19 protein-coding genes and 2 tRNA genes are annotated in these 16,786 nt (G+C 33.8%); 7 read left to right on the top strand and 14 right to left on the bottom strand.

The window, feature by feature from the left end:
* Nucleotides 1-28 precede the first annotated feature (28 nt).
* Nucleotides 29-859: an SDR family oxidoreductase gene (locus tag Nisw_RS07130; protein ID WP_141977750.1), complete on the top strand. Its 831-nt coding sequence runs from the start codon at nt 29-31 to the stop codon at nt 857-859.
* A 77-nt stretch (nt 860-936) separates the two neighbouring features.
* Nucleotides 937-2,598, top strand: a complete 1,662-nt coding sequence (locus tag Nisw_RS07125; protein ID WP_141977748.1) for a DNA topoisomerase I — start codon at nt 937-939, stop codon at nt 2,596-2,598.
* An 11-nt stretch (nt 2,599-2,609) separates the two neighbouring features.
* Here Nisw_RS07125 and Nisw_RS07120 read toward each other — a convergent pair whose 3' ends face one another.
* Complete coding sequence (locus Nisw_RS07120) at nt 2,610-4,214, bottom strand: hypothetical protein (protein ID WP_141977746.1); 1,605 nt, start codon at nt 4,212-4,214, stop codon at nt 2,610-2,612.
* Between the two features lie 150 nt (nt 4,215-4,364).
* On the opposite strand from Nisw_RS07120, the gene Nisw_RS07115 reads away from it, so the two are divergent.
* Nucleotides 4,365-4,478 (top strand) — tRNA-Met (locus Nisw_RS07115).
* 95 nt (nt 4,479-4,573) lie between these two features.
* Here Nisw_RS07115 and Nisw_RS07110 read toward each other — a convergent pair.
* Both Nisw_RS07110 and Nisw_RS07105 read right to left on the bottom strand, forming a co-directional pair.
* Complete coding sequence (locus Nisw_RS07110) at nt 4,574-6,511, bottom strand: sensor histidine kinase (RefSeq protein WP_141977744.1); 1,938 nt, start codon at nt 6,509-6,511, stop codon at nt 4,574-4,576.
* Between the two features lie 155 nt (nt 6,512-6,666).
* The gene (locus Nisw_RS07105; protein ID WP_255430746.1) at nt 6,667-7,056 is read right to left on the bottom strand and encodes a DUF302 domain-containing protein; all 390 of its coding nucleotides are present in this window, start codon (nt 7,054-7,056) and stop codon (nt 6,667-6,669) included.
* A gap of 247 nt (nt 7,057-7,303) precedes the next feature.
* Here Nisw_RS07105 and Nisw_RS07100 point away from each other — a divergent pair, with 247 nt between their 5' ends.
* Nucleotides 7,304-7,780, top strand: coding sequence for a hypothetical protein (locus tag Nisw_RS07100; RefSeq protein WP_141977742.1), 477 nt, complete (start codon nt 7,304-7,306; stop codon nt 7,778-7,780).
* On the opposite strand, the gene Nisw_RS07095 is transcribed toward Nisw_RS07100, so the two are convergent.
* A complete protein-coding gene (locus Nisw_RS07095; protein WP_141977740.1) occupies nt 7,777-8,643 on the bottom strand; it encodes a methyltransferase domain-containing protein in 867 nt (288 codons plus the stop codon). The genes Nisw_RS07100 and Nisw_RS07095 overlap by 4 nt on opposite strands.
* A gap of 86 nt (nt 8,644-8,729) precedes the next feature.
* Between Nisw_RS07095 and Nisw_RS07090 the strand changes: the two genes are divergently transcribed.
* Nucleotides 8,730-9,926 (top strand): hypothetical protein, encoded by a 1,197-nt coding sequence (locus tag Nisw_RS07090; protein ID WP_141977738.1) that lies wholly within the window; start codon nt 8,730-8,732, stop codon nt 9,924-9,926.
* A gap of 3 nt (nt 9,927-9,929) precedes the next feature.
* Entirely contained in the window at nt 9,930-10,748 is an 819-nt protein-coding gene (locus tag Nisw_RS07085; protein ID WP_141977736.1) for a SirB1 family protein, read from the top strand.
* On the opposite strand, the gene Nisw_RS09215 is transcribed toward Nisw_RS07085, so the two are convergent.
* The 4 genes from Nisw_RS09215 to Nisw_RS07075 all read right to left on the bottom strand — a co-directional run bounded on the left by Nisw_RS09215 (nt 10,745) and on the right by Nisw_RS07075 (nt 12,086).
* Complete coding sequence (locus Nisw_RS09215; RefSeq protein WP_012215752.1) at nt 10,745-10,915, bottom strand: hypothetical protein; 171 nt, start codon at nt 10,913-10,915, stop codon at nt 10,745-10,747. The two genes, Nisw_RS07085 and Nisw_RS09215, sit on opposite strands and share 4 nt — an antisense overlap.
* Nucleotides 10,916-10,988: 73 nt before the next feature.
* On the bottom strand, nt 10,989-11,150 hold the full coding sequence (locus Nisw_RS09210; RefSeq protein WP_185736594.1) for a hypothetical protein: 162 nt from the start codon (nt 11,148-11,150) through the stop codon (nt 10,989-10,991).
* 35 nt (nt 11,151-11,185) lie between these two features.
* Nucleotides 11,186-11,271 (bottom strand) — tRNA-Ser (locus Nisw_RS07080).
* 56 nt (nt 11,272-11,327) lie between these two features.
* The gene (locus Nisw_RS07075; RefSeq protein ID WP_141977734.1) at nt 11,328-12,086 is read right to left on the bottom strand and encodes a metallophosphoesterase; all 759 of its coding nucleotides are present in this window, start codon (nt 12,084-12,086) and stop codon (nt 11,328-11,330) included.
* 110 nt (nt 12,087-12,196) lie between these two features.
* On the opposite strand from Nisw_RS07075, the gene Nisw_RS07070 reads away from it, so the two are divergent.
* A complete protein-coding gene (locus Nisw_RS07070; protein ID WP_141977733.1) occupies nt 12,197-13,228 on the top strand; it encodes an isocitrate/isopropylmalate dehydrogenase family protein in 1,032 nt (343 codons plus the stop codon).
* Here the strand turns inward: Nisw_RS07070 and Nisw_RS07065 are convergent, their stop codons facing one another.
* Genes Nisw_RS07065 through rlmN form a run of 6 tightly spaced genes read right to left on the bottom strand, consistent with a single transcriptional unit; the run spans nt 13,229 to nt 16,769 of the window.
* Complete coding sequence (locus Nisw_RS07065) at nt 13,229-13,765, bottom strand: HemK2/MTQ2 family protein methyltransferase (protein ID WP_141977731.1); 537 nt, start codon at nt 13,763-13,765, stop codon at nt 13,229-13,231.
* Complete coding sequence (locus Nisw_RS07060) at nt 13,740-14,444, bottom strand: rRNA adenine dimethyltransferase family protein (protein ID WP_141977729.1); 705 nt, start codon at nt 14,442-14,444, stop codon at nt 13,740-13,742. Before Nisw_RS07060 ends, Nisw_RS07065 begins: the two co-directional genes overlap by 26 nt.
* A complete protein-coding gene (locus tag Nisw_RS07055) occupies nt 14,441-15,007 on the bottom strand; it encodes a DUF655 domain-containing protein (RefSeq protein ID WP_141977727.1) in 567 nt (188 codons plus the stop codon). The genes Nisw_RS07060 and Nisw_RS07055 overlap by 4 nt, the downstream gene beginning before the upstream one ends.
* Before the next feature lie 20 nt (nt 15,008-15,027).
* A complete protein-coding gene (locus Nisw_RS07050; protein WP_141977725.1) occupies nt 15,028-15,354 on the bottom strand; it encodes an RNA polymerase Rpb4 in 327 nt (108 codons plus the stop codon).
* Between the two features lie 2 nt (nt 15,355-15,356).
* The gene (locus tag Nisw_RS07045) at nt 15,357-15,656 is read right to left on the bottom strand and encodes a 50S ribosomal protein L21 (protein WP_141977723.1); all 300 of its coding nucleotides are present in this window, start codon (nt 15,654-15,656) and stop codon (nt 15,357-15,359) included.
* A gap of 51 nt (nt 15,657-15,707) precedes the next feature.
* On the bottom strand, nt 15,708-16,769 hold the full coding sequence (rlmN, locus tag Nisw_RS07040) for a 23S rRNA (adenine(2503)-C(2))-methyltransferase RlmN (RefSeq protein WP_141977721.1): 1,062 nt from the start codon (nt 16,767-16,769) through the stop codon (nt 15,708-15,710).
* Nucleotides 16,770-16,786 lie beyond the last annotated feature (17 nt).

Genomic DNA, 16,786 nt, shown 5'->3' with positions numbered 1-16,786 from the left:
ATAAATATAACAAAAAATTAGAATCATTATGGAAAAAGTAGCTCTTGTAACTGGAAGTTCTTCTGGAATAGGATTAGAGACAGCATTAGCACTTGCAAAAGATGGATATCACACATTTGCCAGTATGCGAGATTTATCAAAAGCAGGAGAATTAGAAAATGCTGCAAAAAAAGACAATCTACCAATTGAAGTAATAGAGCTTGATGTTGATAAAGAAGAATCAATAGTATCGGCAATTAAAAAAGTAATAGACTCTGCAGGAAGATTAGATGTTTTAGTAAATAATGCAGGATATGGTCAGTTTGGATGTACTGAAGATGTAACAGTTGATGATTTTAGAAAACAATTTGAAACTAATTTCTTCAGCATTGTGAGAATTATTCAAGAAGTTGCACCAATTATGAGAAATCAGAATTCAGGAAATATCATCAACATTAGTTCTGTTGTGGGAAGAATGGGACTTCCAGGATCTCCAGCATACATTAGTTCAAAGTTTGCATTAGAGGGGTTGGGAGAATGTTTACGATATGAATTAGGTCAGTTTGGAATCAAGACCACTCTAATTGAGCCAGGAGTGATAAAGACAAACTTTTTTGAATCAATGAGAGTTCCAGATTCAAAGACGGATCCAAAATACAAGGAATTAACAGACCATATTCTAGCAGGACTAAAGATGATGGTTCAGATGGGAACTGCACCATCACAAGTAGCAGAAGTGATTGTCAAGGCAATTCATGATAAGGAGATGCTTCCAAGATATGTCGTTGGAACAGATGCTGTAATGTTCATGGAGGCAAAAAAGATGAAAACAGACCTAGAATTTGAGAAATACATGAGTAAAGAGCTCTTTCCAGGATAACATCACTCCTACGTTAACTTGATATACACATAGAGTTCAATTTTTGTCAAAGTCCGCAATTTTAAGGTGAAAAAAGAATGAAATGGAAAACACTACAACACAATGGAATCCTGTTTCCACCAGCCTATGAGGCACAAGGAATCAAGGTAAAGATCAAGGGAGAAAAAGTAGATCTCAATTTAGACCAAGAGGAGATGATTTACCAGTGGGCAAAAAAGAAAGACACTCCATATGCTCAAGACAAAGTTTTTCAAAAAAACTTTACAGCAGATTTTGCAAAAACTCTAGATTCTAAATTTAAAAAAATTTCATATGAAGATATTGATTTTTCAGATGCTTACAAACTAGTTGACAAAGAAAAAGATCTTAAAGAGATGATGACAAAAGAAGAGAAAAAAGCAATTGCTGCAAAGAGAAAGGAACTTCGTGAAGAGCTCAAAGCAAAATACGGAGTTGCAATAATGGATGGAAAAGAAGTCGAAGTTGGAAATTACATGGCAGAACCTCCAGGAATTTTCATTGGTAGAGGAGAACATCCATTACGTGGAAGATGGAAACCACGTGTTACTGCTAAAGATGTTACATTAAACCTTGGAAAAGAAGCAAAAGTACCTGAAGGAAAATGGGGAAAAATTATTCATGATAAAGATTCAATGTGGCTTGCAAGTTGGATGGATTTTCTTACACAAAAAAGAAAATATGTTTGGCTTGCAGATACTGCAGGACTAAAACAAGATAGGGACAAGGCAAAATATGAAAAAGCAGTTAAACTTGCAAAAGAGATTGACAAGATTAAAGATAGAATTGTCAAAGATATGAAAAGTTCAGATCCAAAAATTAGTAGAATTGCCACTGCATGTTATTTGATTTACAGAACTGCCATGAGGGTAGGAGACGAAAAGGATCCAGAAGAAGCAGATACTGTTGGTGCAACAACCCTAAGAAAAGAACACATCAAAATTACAGCAGATGCAATAGAGTTTGACTTCTTGGGAAAAGACAGTGTGAGATGGCAAGAGACAGTAAAAGCAGAAGGACACGACAAACAATTCCAAGAAAACCTCAAAAAATTAGTAGAAAAGAAAAAACCAAAAGATGAGATCTTCCACGATATTACTTCACGACATGTTAATGCATATTATTCAGGTATAGTAAAGGGACTAACTGCAAAGGTATTCAGAACATATCTGGCAACAACAGTAGTCAAGAACTATCTAGTAGACCATGATAACATGAAAGGAAAGTCAGATAATGAAAAACTATACCACGCAAAATTGGCAAATCTTGAAGCAGCGATAATGTGTAACCATAAAAGAACCATTCCAAAAACATTCGAGCAATCATTACAAAAAAAGAAGGATACTCTCAAAAGTAGAGAAAAAGAAAAAGCATGGGAAAAGACTCAACTTACACTCAAAAAGGTAGAATCAACTGAACCAAAAACAGACGCTCAGAAAAAGAGCAAGGAAAAGAGAATCAAGACACTAAATGAGCAAATCAAAAAACAAAAACAAAAACACAAAGAAAGAATTGAGAAACTAAAATTACAAGTTGACCTGTCTGAGAAAACCAGAGATTATAATCTTGGAACATCACTTAGAAATTACATTGACCCACGTGTTTTCAAAGCATGGACAGATGAAGTAGGCGTAGAATGGGAAAAATTATACACATCTGCACTTCAAAAGAAATTCCTTTGGGTCAAGAATGAAAATACAAAGTGGAAAGAAATTAAATAATTAAAACAAAACTACTTTGGAACATATGTAAAGCCTGGGCCCCAAGTTGAACGCTGTTTTGCTTGATAGTCTTTTGAAGACTCAACATCAGCTTTTTTAGCAGCATTCATGTTAAGGTGTGGATCTATTGGAGAATATCCTAGGCATTCAAAGTGGAATTCATTAGTTAATGCAAAGCCTTTGTAGAAACTTTCTTCAAGATCGTGTTCGGTTTTAAGAACATAGTCAGTTATATGACAACTTGAATAATCATATCCTCTAGCAAGTATATCCCCGTACATCAAATCAATTTTTACATCAAATAACTCATCAAGTGAAGAAACCCCAGTTGTTTTTGCACCAGTCTTTCTAGAGTTGTCAACTACATCATATAACAGTGGAGTTACTCCAGGTACACCTACAAGTTCAAATGTAGGATTTGCTCGTGCAATCAAGTTACCCTGATAAAATTCAGGGAATTCTACAACTTCAGTACCACTATCAAAGCTAAATGTAGTTACGGCTCTAGGACCAGTACCCATGTTATAATCAACAGTAACAGGATTAGGTTCATTGTTTGGATTTACAGGGCTCAATCCAGAACATTCAACATCAAGAATTTCTGCAGTAGCAAATCCACGTTTTCCAGTATAACCTTCTTCTTTATCGTGTAAAGTAAGTATATCATATCCACTTACAATACAATCATCATATTCAAGAGCACGTATTGTTTGAGCACTTACTGTAGTTAGTCCATTTGATTTTTCAGGAATTACAAATTCCACATTTACATCAAAGTCTTCATTAAAACTTGTTGCAAGACCACCAACTTTTTGAGATTTTACAATGGCATTATCAATTAATGGATGAGGCAACACTGCAGTGATTATTTGAAAACTAGGAGTTCCGATATCTTCTTCAGTAAATCCTCCAGTTGATGTAAAAATTACAGATTCTATCTTTTCAGCACCGTTATCAAAGTCGAATGTCAGAAAAGTGCGTAGATCATTAGCTTGTTTGAATGGTAATGCACCATAATCTGTAAAAGTTCTTTCTCCAGGACGTACACTTGGAAAATTTTCTTCTTGATTAATTGAAACACCTCCACAGTTAAATTCTATTGAGTTAACAATTGCAAATCCAGAATTTGATGCATGGTAGGATTCATAATCATCATTTTGAGTGGTTACAGAATGGGAATTAATTTCACAATTTTTGTACGTGAATGATTTTAAGATAGTATCAGATTGCATTACGTTAACATCAACATCAAAATATCTATGATTATAATCAAATGCACTTCCACCAGTTAATTTTGCTAATCTGAATTTGTATGCTTCATCTAATGCCATATGAAGATGAGGATTATGACCGACTACACCTTCCATTCTAAAACTGGTTCCGCCATCGGATACTATATCAGAAGTAGTTGAAAAGACAGGGAAATTTACGGTTTCAATACCATTTCTAAAATGAAAAGTAGCTACATTATGTATTCCTGCTACAAAATCATATTCATGTGCTATTCCTTCATCATCAGCAAATGCAATATTTGAAAATTCATTTGCAGATATCAAGATAGTAGATACAATCAGAATTGATGTCAAAATAGTGATTTTGTGATAAGATTTTCGCATTGAGGCTAATGTTGTAAAAAAGAAGTTAAAGAGTGAGTATTCATTGCCATGCAGTGCATTTTTTTAGGAAAAATACTTGCCAAAATAGAAAAACACAAGTAAAGTTTTGAAAGAATCATTTAATTTCCCATATTTTCAGGCTAATATTATGCCGGGGTAGCTCAGCCTGGTTAGAGTGCCAGTTACTTGGTAAACTCTAGCGGTTCTCCAACTAAGGCAATACTCATAATCTGGAGGTCGCGAGTTCGAAACTCGCCCCCGGCACACACAAATTTGTTTAATGTCACCATCAACAGGTTGTACATCTATGAACCAGATCTAAACTCGTCTTAATCCTCTAGTCTAAAAATATCAGACATCTAATTGTCTATTTGAGATCGAGAAAATTCATTTGAATTCAAAACCAAGCGTTTTGGGATTCGGATATAAAATTCAGAGCCCTTGCCTACCTTGCTAGAAACACCAATTGTGCCACCTAGGCCTTCGGTAATTCCTTTACATATTGAGAGTCCAAGACCAGAACCACCATGTTTTCGCTTACGAGAAGTATCCACCTGGTAGAATTTTTTAAATAAATTCTTTTGATTTTCTTCGGGTATTCCAATACCATTATCTTTAACAGAAACTCGGACATAATCACCATCGCTCTTTGCAGATAGTACAATTTTTGGATCCTTTGCAGGTAGAAAATCAAGTGCATTAGTAACAAAATTAGTGACAATTTGTGAAATGCGATGATCATCAGAAGTCATTACAATTTCTTCAGAATCTACGCTAATTGGACAATTTTCTTTTTTGTCAGTTCTAAAATCTTCAGCTATTTGTGTGAGTAATTCTTTTACATTAAATTTTGATGTGCTGAATGAAAATTGATTTAGTTCTAATTTATGCAAGTCCAAAATATCTTGAATTAATTTTTGAAGTTTTTCTGAATTTATTTTGATTTGTGCCAACCCATGTTCTTGTTTTTCAGTAAGACTCCCTCCAATTCCTTGTTCTAACATTTGACACCAACCAAGAATAGGAGTAAGAGGAGTTTTCAGTTCATGTGAAATCATTGATGCAAACTCACTTTTTGCTTTGTCTTGTTGTTTTAATTGGAAAATAAGTTCTTCGAGTTTTGTATTATACTCTTGTTGTTGGGATTCATGGATTTTGAGTTTTTCTAGCAGATGGTTAAAAGATGTTACAAATGATGCAAGTTCGTCTGAACCACTATGAGACACACTTTGTGAAAAATCACCGGATGTGGCAGATTTTGCAGATTTATTTAATTTGATAATAGGATTTGCGATATTTTTGGATGCAATAAATCCTATAATGCCAACAAGAACAGTGAATATTATTGCAAGCAAGGAATTGATTTGTTCAAGATATGCAACAGATGAAAATGCTTCAGAAGAATCAATTTTTGAGACCATGCCCCAATTAAGCATTGGAATGTATGTTCCCACAGCAACCACATCTACTCCAGCATAATCACTTGTTTGGCCCATGAATTCCTCTCCTCTTACGGCATGCTGTATTGCAATACCGTCTGACGAATTGAATTCAATTTCCTTATTTAGTACAGCACCAGATTCATTTTTTAATGGACTCAAAAATAAAACTCCCGTATCAGTTTTTGTAGCAATGATATTTTCACCAGTGTCCCCAAGTCCAGAAGAGTCAGCAACAATAGAAAATACCAAGTCCATGTTTAGCTCAAATGTCATCAAACCCAAAAAATTGCCATCGTCATCATGGATTGGGGTGGATAGTAGCATGTATGGCTCAAAATTTTCTAGGTAATTTTTGAACATTTGGGCAATGTATGTTCCTTTTTGTCCTTCTGAAAATGCCTTTTGATCAGGATCAGGCAATAGCAACCCTAATTCTTTTGCACCATGATCAGGATTTGTGTTGTAAACTATTTTTCCATCTTCATTTATCAACATAATATCAACAACCATACTTTTTGCATCTTCAAATTGTATCAATTGTTCATTGAGAATTTTTTTTGATTCAAGATATTCAGGATGTTCCCAATCACCAAAATGGGATTTTAGTATTGGGAAATGTTTTTGTATATCAGGATAAGTTGTCACCGCAATCATATCTTCTTTTAATACTTCAAAATTTTCAACAATTCTCTGGGTCTTTAATTGAGAGATTGTCTCTAATTTATCAAGGGTTTCTTTTTCAAGTGTTGATTTTGAGGTCTCAAATGTAATGTAACCTGAAATCAAAATTGGGACCAATGTAGTTATTACAAACAAAAATACTAGTTTGCCAACAAGATTAGAACTTAGTATCACAAAAATATGAAAATATATGATACTCTTAAAGTCTTACATTCATTCAAGCAACACAAAAAAGTTTGAGACTATTTACAAAGATTAAAAAATAAAGAATGGGGTTTTGAGGTATTGTAACATAGAAATAATTCATCAGTTTGTAGGTCAGTTCAACATTATTTCACAGCATCAATGATTTCAATCAATTTTCCTTCAATCTCTTTTCCCATGGATTCTAACTCAGAATTTGATGCAAGAGAAAGCAATTCTGTGGGTTTTGCTAAACTGATAAAATTTTCACCGTTTTTCTCATATATGGCAATAGTACATGGAAGTAACAATCCAATATTAGGATCAGAGTCTAAGGCCTGTTTTGCAGCTTGAGGGTTACAAACTTCTAGCAATTTGTATTGGTGTGGATAATCAACTCCTTTCTTGGCAAAAATCTCTTTAAAATCCAAAGTTCCAAGAACACCAAATTTTATTTCTGAAAGTTTGAAGGTAATTTCCTCTATAATAGCATCTATGTTTTTTTTAGTTTTTACAGCATAGTTAAAGGTCAACAATTAGAATAGAACAAACTATCGCATATAGTTTTGTGTAAAACTAGTATTTTCATTTGATATCCATAAAATGCATTTTTTAAATTTGAATTAAGAAATTTCTTTGAATTTTGAATTTATTTATAAATAAAATGTTGGAGCATCAAACTAATCTAACAAAATGTGCTCCCGGCTCACAATTTTATTAAATTCTTAGAGTATCCTAAAACCTCTAATGTCTTTAAGGAGAGAAATCAAATAATAACATAGATTGAAGCAAAATGACAAAGTTTTGATTATTGCAGGACTGATTGCAGGAATTGTAGGTCTTGCAGTAATGGTGGGATTCATTGGACAAGGGAATGTCAGACATGTTGAGATATTTTGGACTGAAAAAGTAGAGCAAACAATAGTATTCCAAGAAATTGACGGAGAGACTCAGATAAAGGCAATCAAGGGAGTCAAAGGAGATAACAACCCAACATTAATTTCACGAACATCCTTTGCATATGTTCTGACGATAATTAACAACGGAACAACACATCACAGATTGTATATTGACGGTTTTAATGTTCAGACAGACTTGTTAGAACCAGGACAACAAGATACAATTACAATTTATCCAGAAACAGAAGGGGAGTTTACTTATTATGATAAAAGACAATATCTAGAGCCACTAGGCAAGATCAAGATTTTCTCAGTAGTACCAAGTGACGAGTTTACTGGAATTTGGAAAGATTTGATTTAGGATTTTTGTGCAACAATAAGATCTACTTTGTAGTTTAAAGTAGCACGAGAATTTAGTTTTAGATTCCATGGAATGAATGAGGGTTTTTTTGTAGAATTTGAAATCTTGAATCCTAAATCACTCAAATTTGTGCGTAAACTAGATTCATCAATAGGGTTTCTTACAGAACCAGGTCCTCTGTCAAAGTCATAAGGATCAGAGATTACAAAGTATCCTTTTGTGATTTGTTTTGATATGGATTTGAGTAAGACATTTGGTTCAATTATTTCTAATACATTTAGAGCCAAAATCAAATCAAACTGAAATTTTCCAAATACAGGGGTCAGAGAATCAGCTACAAAATAATCCAAGTTGTCTTTGAATTGTTTTTTTGCGTGTTCTATTGCACTAAATGAACGATCCACACCAAAAACTAATTCATTAGAATTTGCCAAATGACTAGTTAGAATTCCAATAGAACAACCATGCTCCAAGACAAACCTTGATGAAGGTAATGAATTTAGATTCTTCTTGATTGTTAAATAAAATTTTGAGTTTTTACTGTTTTGATAAATTCTAGTCCACTTTTCTTCAAGATTACTACGGTCATTGTGTTTTGCATTCAAGGATTTTTTTACAAATTCCTTGAGTTTTTGTGAATTAATTGATTTGTAGAGTTTTCCTCCAAGAATTCTTCTAGAAGACAAATACTCTGAAAAATCATCCCACAGTATTGGGATTTTTTGGAGGATCGGAAATTCCAACATACATTTTTTACATTGTAATATCCCTTCGGTAATTTCCTTTTCTGATTCAAGTACATCAAGATCAAGTTTTGCACCACATCTTACACATCTCAAAAATTCAAGACTTGATGATAACATATGAAAAATCAATTGTTGTAAACTATATTTCTTTGATGTAAGACCAAGATAATGTTAAATGTAGTAATTCGAGATTCTATTTGAAAATGGGAGAGTTTGAGGAATTTGCAGAAGCACTTTTTGGTCAGTTATCAGTAGAAATTGATGAAGAGAAGGAAATTTCAAGCCTAGCAGTTAAGGCTAAAGAGGACTTGGAAGGGAAAGTAAAGTTCAAAGATATTGAGGAGATAACAAAGGAAGTAGTACCTCAATTCAGAGAAAAAATTAAGGATTTTCTTGGAATTGAAGTATCAAATGATTTAGAATTCAAGTTTCCAGAACTAGAAGACCTAAAACGACTCAAAGGTGAAAAAGTATTTGCAGATGGGGAATCAAAAGAGTTTGTAAGAGAATTATTTAATGCAGTTGCAAAAGAAAACAATGCAAAGATTGCAGAATTAATGAAACAAGATACTGCAAAGTATTTGGTGTATTCTACTTATGCAATTCAATATATTTCAAAAATTACTACAACCTATGGAGATTATCTTGATGGAACAATCTATCTTAATAGATTCATTTTGTCACGTTATCCACAAATCATTTTACACAAGCAAGGAGAACCATACGAATCAAGATTTGAAAATGTAAACTCTGGATATGTTGGAGGAATAAAGATGGCAGTACTAGAGGAACTAATCCATTCTACACAAGAAAAATTACACAAGATGAACAAAGAAGCTGCAATGCAAGTAAATAAAATTAATGAAGAACTGGCAGGAATTATTCTTGAACTAGACACAGAGACTGTCAACATGTTAGCAGAATACTGTCAACTGCAAACAGTACCAGATGACTTTCCATTTGCAAAAAGAGCAAATCTGTTTTTCTTTTTGAATCCAGATCATTTCTTAATTGAGCAAATTGGACCTGATGTCATGACATTTACACATGTGGAGATGGATCCTAAAATCAAGGAAGCAATTCCACAACTATTAGACATTTACAAAAGATGGCTTGCACCAATACAACATCATCATGCAGCATTTACTGCAATGGAAGGCATGGCAGGATTTGCAATTGAAAATATACTAAAAGATGATCAAGACTTTCAGAATTATCTTACCACATTCATGGGAACAGATTTTTCATCATATCAGGTAAGAAAAAGTATGGGTAAGGACTTTACAAAAACAGTATATGAGAAATTAGGCTCAGATACATTCAAAAAAATCATAGAAATTCCTCCAAATACCAGAGAACTCAAGGATCCTCAACTATACCTTGACAGGTTGAGTCAGTAATAATTGGAAAAAGAGTTTGATCCATTTGTTGCAGAATGGTATTCATTTGTAAAAAATCCAAATTTCAATCTAGTTGAAAAATGCCTTAAATTTGCACAGATTCTAGAATATCCAGATCTAGACATTGAAAAATACATAGAAAAGATCACCAAAATGGGAATGTCTCTCAAAGAGTCAGTCAGTGATGTCAAAAATCCCACGTATTTGATCTCAATGTTAAACGAACATCTATTTGAGAATCTAGGGTATAGTGGAGATGATGATGACTATTACAATCCAAAAAATAATTTTCTAAATGAGGTAATAGACAAAAAGACAGGACTTCCAATTACAATTTCAATTCTTTATACAGAAGTTGCAAAATTCATAGGATTGGATCTCAAAATTGTAGGATTCCCAAGTCACATATTGGTAAAATATAATGAAGAAATGATACTAGATCCATTCTATGATGGACGATTGTTAGACATTGATGACTTGCAAGAAATTCTTGACACAAATTACGGAGGAGAAATAGAATTTAAACCAGAATTTCTAGATGAGATAGAACCTGAGCAGATTCTACTAAGAATGACTCGCAACTTGAAGAACTCATATGTACAGTCTTTTGTTTATGAAAAAGCACTTCGTTGTGTCAACATGGTATTAGCAATTGAACCAGAATCACCCGAAGATATCAGAGATAAAGGAATACTAGAAGAAAGATTACTAAATTATAATGAGGCATTAAAATATTTGAATAAATATTTGGAGATTAATCCAAATGCAGAAGATGTAGATTTTATTTTAGAATTGATTAGAAGTATAAAGACAAAAAATTAATCAATAATAGAATCTATATCGTTTCCTTTCTTAATCATTGAGATTTCATGACGTGCAATTTTATTTCTCAATGCTCTTTTGAGGATATCGACTTCACTTCTGAGTAATGCAATCTCATCTTCAAGTTTTGCAACTCGTTCATAGATGGTTTCAGCTTCTGAACTCATGATTATCTATCAAGAAAAAATTGTCTTAAAAAGTTATGGGTAAATAATTTGATGGGCAGGTTAGCTTTTTGGACTATAATTCAAACTCTTGACGGCATTTTTCACACTTTGCTCGCTCCTCACCAGGAGAGCCTAGGATGAAAATTTTACCAATTGTTTTACAAATAGGACACATTCCAGTTGTTGCATTTTTAGGACCTGTGCGTATAATTTTTTGAGTTTTTCTTCGTCCCATGAAAAAACTTCCTCAATCGGTCTATTAAGTTTTAATGGCGCGGGGAGGGGATTTGAACCCCCGTGTCCTTGCGGACATGGGATTAGCAATCCCACGCCCTACCAGGCTAGGCGATCCCCGCACAAAGAGGGCTAGAATTAATCTGTAAATAAGTCAAACTTTAGATAGAATTTTTGATTAAACGTTGTCTAGTTCATCATGAAATTGACTGTAATTATTCACAATTTCATCAATAGGTACACGTTTGCCACCTACAATTTTTAGGTCGACTTGGACTTTTTTGTTTTCAATTGTCAAAATGTTGTATGTATTTTCAAACAATCCACGAACGCGTTCAGATGTAGCAGTACCAGCATTTACAACAGTTAATGTCCTAAAGTTCCAAGCCCATGGTCTGTGTTTGTGTCCACACAAAACAAGATCAACTTTGGAATCAAGTACTGTGCGCAACACATCACCAGCATCAACTACAGTTAGTTGATCAGATCCAGTATCAGGAATTGCAATTAGATGATGATGCATTGCAACAATTTTTATCTTATCTTTGTGTTTTTTCATGGTTCTCTCAAGCCAAAGGTTTTGTCTGTATCCAACTTCACCTTCATTTCTGTCAGGTCTTGCAGTACCTACAGTTACTAAAACAACATCATCACTCAATTCATTTACAGTTTGAAATGGAAAGAATTTTTTGAATAATAGATAACCAGTGTTTCTGTAATCATGATTTCCACTAATTGCAATAATTTTTTTTGTGTTGAATTTTTCTAATAGAGATTTGCATTTTTCATACTCTTTCATCAATCCTTCATTTGTTAAATCACCAGTAATTACAATAACATCAGGATTCAACTCGTTAATTTCATCAACTAATACATTGAATTTTTCTTCTAGGAATTGTGAACCTATATGAAGATCAGAGATTTGGACTATAATCATTAAAAATCATTTTGCAAAAATAGCTATTAAATCATCTCTATAGATAATATGTAGAAATCATTTCCAATCAAGGTAGAATTAAATAATAAACTCCTCAAAAACTTGCAGTTTTGAGTAAAAAAGCAGCAGTGATGAAAGGAGACGGTATTGGACCTGAAGTTGTGGATTCAATGCTTAGAGTTCTCAAGGAATGCAATTTTCAATCAGAATTAGTTCTATGTGAGGCAGGCTCTGAGCAGTGGGACAAAAATGGCAGAAAAGATGCATCATACATCCCAGATGCAACCATGAAGATTCTAGAAGAATCAGACTGTTGTTTCAAAGGCCCAACTACTACAATTCCAGTTCCAGGCGCACCCAGAAGTGTGGCAGTAACTCTAAGGCAGAAATTTGATCTTTATGCAAATATCAGACCAACAAAAACTTATGATAGATTAACCCCAGACAGAAAACTGGATTGTGTTTGTTTTAGAGAGGCAACTGAAGGGCTCTATACAGGAGTAGAGGCAAAAATTACAGATGATGCAGCAATTGCAATTAGAAAAATTACAAGACAAGGCAGTAGGCGATTACTAGATTCAGCAGTAGATTGGGCAAATAAATTCAACATGAAAAAGATGGTCGCAGTTACAAAAAGAAATATCTTAAAACAAACTGATGGAATTTTTTGGGATGAGGCACAAAAATCAGTTGAGGGAACAGGAATTGAATTATCTGAAATTTACATTGACAATATGGCACAACAAATGGTGATTGCAACTGAGCAGTTTAATGGTTCAGTATTAGTTAGCACCAATTTGTTTATGGATATTATTTCTGAACTTGCATCAGCACTAGTAGGTTCAATCGGACTAATCTATTCAGCAAACATTGGAGACAATTATGCAATGTTTGAGGCAGCTCATGGAAGTGCACCACAATTTGCAGGACAAAACAAAGTGAATCCAACTGCAACAGTTCTATCAGGAGCTTGGATGGCAGATTATATGGGTGAAAGAGATATCAGAGATGCAATTTTTGCAGCAACAGAGCAAGTAATCAACGAAGGAAAAGCAGTAACATGGGATATTGGCGGTGATGCATCAACAACACAAATGACTGATGCAATAATCACATATGCAAAAGAAAAGCTAAGAAAATAATCAGTTTTTTGCTTCTACAAGAATTAACTCTTCAAAGAAAAGTTTCTTTTTTGCCATGATTCGTGTTTTCAAGCCTAATTTTTGTGCGTAATCTATGAGTTTTTCATAGTTTGAAAGTGAAGATGTGACAAACACAAATTTCCCATTTTCTTTTAGATTATTTTTTGCTGAATCAAAGATTTTTTTTGGGATCTCAAATCCTTCAGCACCACCATCTGTAGCAATATCTAAAATTTCATCAGTTGCCAAGTAAGGCAAATTACACACAATAAAATCAAATTTTATTTTTAGTGCATCTGAACCATTGCAACAAATCAGATTCTGTGTTTTGTAAGAACTTTGGTGTTGTAATACACCACAGTTAATGTCAGTACCAACAACTAATGAAAAATTCTCAGATAGTAATTTTGTAAGATATCCAGAGCCACTTCCAATATCTAAGGCACAGTTTCCTTTTTCAGTTTCAATGTTGTTTGCAATGAAAAAAGTATCCTCAGATGGAGGATATTCATCATTTTTTGAGAATTTGTTTTGCAAGATTAACTATTTCATCTCCCGTTAAATCATCAATACGTTTCTCAATTTCAGAGTCTTGTCCAAATTGTTTTAGAATATTTTTCACAGTCTTTCGTCTGTATGAAAAGATCTCATTTATTGTTGAAACTAGTTTTTTATCCATATCAGTTTTCTTTGTTATTTTTAGTATTACAGAATCAACTTTTGGTGGAGGAGAAAAATTATTCTTTCCAACAGCAGATATTTTTTTTATCTCAAATGCATGAGTGGCAATTATGCTTATGGCTTTACGATTTTTTGTTTTTGCTACAAGTTTTTCTGCAAATTCTTTTTGGACCATGATCACTCCATGAGAAAATGAACGCTGAGCTAACCATTCAATTGCATCTTTACTCTTAGAATAAGGCAGATTCGACACAAAAATAGAAAATGAATCTTTTTTCTTAAAACCATCACCTGATTTTAAGATAAGATTATCAATGTCTGAGAAAGCGGTTCTTGCCTTTTGGATCAGAGTATCATCAGCATCAACAGAGATTACCTTTTTTGCATTTTTGCACAGTAATGGAGTAAGCACCCCCAATCCAGTTCCAATCTCAAATACAACATCATTTTTGGTTATTTTAGCCTCAGATACAATAGATTCTGCAATTGATTTTGAGTTGAGAAAGTGTTGTCCGAGAAGTTTTCGCTTTATCATCTCTTTACAAAGAGATTCATTCTACTTTCGCCAGTAATTTCATCCATGATTCGCTCTGTAATGTGTTTGATTGGTTCTTTGAATCCAACTCTTTCTTGCAAGTCTTCATAACTCTCAAATGGTTTCTTTTCTCTTTCTTCAAGCATTGTTTTCATGTATGTTTTACCAATTCCTGGAATTAACTCTAATGCGTGAATTCTAGGAGTTAGTGGTTGTGCCTTGTTTAGATATTCTACAAATTTTGATTCATTTTCAGTTACAATGCTTTCAACTACATTTTGTAATTCAGTCTGAGCAGATGAAGAGATCTTTTCATATTCCATCTTACCTAATACAGATTGGATTTTTGTTCTACCTTCTTTTCCGATATAGATTTTCTCACCTACTTCAAATGTAGAATTTGCAACTCCAAGAATTTCCAAGATGGTTAATCTGTCTTCACCAATTGCAGTGATGATTATTCCCTCTCGTCCTCTTACAGTAGATGATTTTCCACGAGGATTAAAATCTAGAACATATGCATATTCCTCATATTTTCTAGGTGGGGGTTGTGCCCTATACAAAATAAAATACTCCTAAGAAATTAAGAATGCTCCTTGATTATATTGAGCATTTTTTCTAGAGTTTCAGCAAGAATTAATTTTTTCCAACCAAAGGTGAAAGAACGTAATTCTGCCATACTTGTTGGTCTAATGTTGACAATTTCAACAGCTTCATCTTCTGTTAATTCACATTCCTTGATGAGTTTTTTCTTCATCTCTTTTGCATCTTTAGGATCAAGTGATACAAATTTTGAAACATAATCATAGGTCCAACGTTGAATTTGATCCATTTCTTCAGGATCAACTTTGCCTAAGATTTCTTTAACTTCTGAAAGAGAAATAGCTTGTTTCTTTTGTACTTCTTCCATAACTATACACCGAATGGTTTTATGTGATCCAATCTAGTGATTAAGGTTTTCGATTTTTCACCTAATTTTACATCTAGTGTGATAGCACGTCTTCCCACATTGGTAATCATACCAACTTTACCGTGGTATCTTCTGTGAGGCAATCCTTTGTGCTGTCTAGGATCAATAATGACAAGTGCTTGTTGACCTTCTTTGTATTCACGTAATAGGAATGAAACGCCTCTAGGAGACTTTTTCTTCATAACTGATCTGGATTTGTGTTTGAATCCATGTGAACGACCAGAAGATTTCTTAGTTGCCATGTAGTGTAAAACTTTGAAAAGCCCTATTTTAAGACTTAGAACAGACCACTTCTAGGATTTGCCGACAATATCAGTTCGAAGTTGCCCACATGCAGCTGAGATCTCAGTGCCTTTTTCCACACGAACAGTACAATTTACACCAGATTTTAATAAAATTCGCTCAAATTCTAAGACATTTTTCTCAGATGGTCGCTTAAAATCACCTGCAGTAGGATTGATTGGGATGATATTGACATGAGATCCATTTCCTTTCAAAAGTTTAGCCAGCTCAGTTGCAGTTTCTGGAGAGTCATTAATGCCCTCCATCAGTGCATATTCAAAAGTGACACGACGTCCAGTTTTCTTGAAATAATTTCTCCCAGATTCTATAATATCTTCAACTGAATTAGGTCCTGCAGTTGGAACGAGTTTTTTCCTCAATTCGTTATTTGGAGCATGTAAAGATATAGCAAGACCAATCTGCAAATTTTCTTCAGCTAATTTTTCAATTCCAGATGAGATACCTATAGTAGAAATTGTGATATGTCTTTGTCCTAATCCAAAACCTCTATCATGTGTTAAAATTTTTACAGCACGAATCATCTCATCATAATTTGCCATTGGTTCACCCATTCCCATAAAGACCAAGTTTGTAACATGTTCTCCACGTTGCTCTAAAATTTCAGCAAAATGAATCACTTGAGATACAATATGTTCTGCTTTTAGGTTTGTTTCAAATCCCATTTGTCCAGTTGCGCAAAATACACAACCCATAGCACATCCGATTTGTGTTGAAACACAAATGGTTGATCTTGGATGACCACCAATTTTCGTTGGCTCATATTGCATTAGAACAGTTTCAACTGAAGAATTATTTGATAGTTGTAATAATAGTTTAGTAGTATCGCCATCTTCACTTACAATGCGATGAGTTTCTTTTGCCGAACCAATAGTGTATCCCGCATCTGTTAATTCTTCTCTTAATTTCTTTGGAAGTTGAGGAATGTCATTGATGTGTTTTGGGAATTTGTAATACAATGGAAGTAGAATTTGATCTGCACGGTATCTATCATATCCCATATCAATTACAAGTTTCTCCATTTCTTCAGGAAGTAGCCGATAAAGATCTGTCATGATTAACGTAGTTAATC

Origin of the sequence: Candidatus Nitrosopumilus sp. SW, from assembly GCF_006740685.1 — an archaeon.
GTDB lineage: Archaea > Thermoproteota > Nitrososphaeria > Nitrososphaerales > Nitrosopumilaceae > Nitrosopumilus.
This window is presented reverse-complemented; position numbering and strand designations above follow the sequence as displayed.